Raw genomic sequence first — 1509 nt, 5'->3', positions numbered from 1 at the left:
TCTCCTCGGGCTTGTGCTTCTTCGCTGGCATTCGTCGTCCCTTCCTCGATCCAGACTGTCATAGTCGATGGACCACTCAGAAGGGGGCAGCTCAGTTCTGTGCGAGGCCAATCCGGATCGCGACCGCAGTCAGAGCGGCAACGATGAACGGAACTGTGCGCATCGAGCACAGCACGGCGAACAGGATCCAGCTTGCCGTTGGGCGAACCAGTGCGGCGATGGCCGTCGCAACCACCACGGCGAAGCCAAGCGGATCCGAATTGGTGAAGAGCGTCACGACCATGCCGGGTGCGATCAGGAAGAAAGCGCCGAGAATGAAGATCGGGACGAACGGTACCGTCTGGACCGGCATGTTCAGGCTTCGGCTGCCGGCGCCGATCTCATTCCAGCTGGCAAGGCCGGTGCCTTCGGTCGTACGGCCTGATCCCCAATCATCGTCGCCCTCCGTCGCGGAAGGACGCAGCCCAGTCGGCGGCGTCCCGTTAGACGAGACGCCAGCCCCTGAGCCGGGTGTTGGAAACCTGAGTGAAACAGGCGCGAACGCCTTTAGCCGGGTGGCCTGGACATATGCGTCCGCCACCCGGCCGAAGAGCTCTTCGACCGGTATCGATCTTCGACCGACTTCCACTCGAGGTTTCCACGCCCCGGCTCGGGAACCGCTTCCCGTGCGTGAGCAAACATAGGTCGCCAATTTCAGGATAGCGACCACTTTTAGGATGGATGATGCGGTAACCATCGACAGGGCCCCGCTCCCTGCTGAAAAGGGATGTATGTTCCTGACCCTGGTCCTCTGCGCCACCGTGCCCGTCCTGCCCTCCGGCACTCGGTTCACGTGCACGCCCACCCGCGTATGGGATGGGGACGGGCCTGTGTGGTGCGCCGAAGGACCCCGTCTCCGCATCGCCGGCGTCGCGGCACGCGAGCATGACGGCAGCTGTCGATCGAACCAGCCCTGCCCGTCGGCGACCGCAGAAGCCTCCCGCGATGCGCTCGTACGCTTCGTCGGCCAGCCGATCGGCCAATCGCCGGACGGCCATGTCCTCGTCGCGGGCGCAGCGATGAGTTGTGTGTCGAACGGCCCGGCCGGCGGCCATCGTACCGGTGCTTGGTGCAGCACCGCGGCGGGCGTCGATCTCTCCTGCGCGCTGGTGGCGAGCGGCACGGTGCTGCGCTGGGATCGGTACTGGCGCGGACACGTATGCCGGAGCAGACGCTGATGCCGATGGGAACCCGAATCGAGGTCGAGGGCCTGCTGCTGGAAGAGAATGGAGGACTGGTCCTCGATGTCCGCGACGGCGGCACCTGGCGTCTCGAGGCGGGATGGCGCACCCGCCGGCTGCTCGGCCGCCGGGTGCGTGTGACCGGAACCCGCGACGGCTTCGACCTGCTCGCCGTGCAGACGATCGAGCCAATCTAGAGCGGTTTCCGGCCGACCTGAGTCGCAGAGGGATTCACAGGGGCGCGCTGATCTGATTCACAGTGCTGGCTGGATGGAGGCCGGCATGGATG

3 protein-coding genes are annotated in these 1509 nt (G+C 65.5%); 2 read left to right on the top strand and 1 reads right to left on the bottom strand.

Annotated elements, in window-relative coordinates; genetic code table 11:
* Positions 1-91 precede the first annotated feature (91 nt).
* Positions 92-628: a hypothetical protein gene (locus GGR45_RS19490; RefSeq protein WP_175310446.1), complete on the bottom strand. Its 537-nt coding sequence runs from the start codon at positions 626-628 to the stop codon at positions 92-94.
* Between the two features lie 142 nt (positions 629-770).
* Between GGR45_RS19490 and GGR45_RS19485 the strand changes: the two genes are divergently transcribed.
* Complete coding sequence (locus GGR45_RS19485) at positions 771-1217, top strand: thermonuclease family protein (RefSeq protein WP_175310445.1); 447 nt, start codon at positions 771-773, stop codon at positions 1215-1217.
* Positions 1217-1417 (top strand): DUF5818 domain-containing protein, encoded by a 201-nt coding sequence (locus GGR45_RS19480; RefSeq protein WP_175310444.1) that lies wholly within the window; start codon positions 1217-1219, stop codon positions 1415-1417. The genes GGR45_RS19485 and GGR45_RS19480 overlap by 1 nt, the downstream gene beginning before the upstream one ends.
* The last annotated feature ends 92 nt before the right edge of the window (positions 1418-1509 follow it).

The organism is Sphingomonas zeae (genome assembly GCF_014197135.1).
Lineage (GTDB): Bacteria > Pseudomonadota > Alphaproteobacteria > Sphingomonadales > Sphingomonadaceae > Sphingomonas > Sphingomonas zeae.
The sequence above is the reverse complement of the archived record's forward strand: the minus strand, read 5'-3'. Positions and strand labels throughout refer to the sequence as shown.

Coding starts and splice junctions, on each gene's coding strand:
- GGR45_RS19485 (WP_175310445.1), top strand. CDS start 771: ATGTTCCTGACCCTGGTCCTCTGCGCCACCGTGCCCGTCCTGCCCTCC.
- GGR45_RS19480 (WP_175310444.1), top strand. CDS start 1,217: ATGCCGATGGGAACCCGAATCGAGGTCGAGGGCCTGCTGCTGGAAGAG.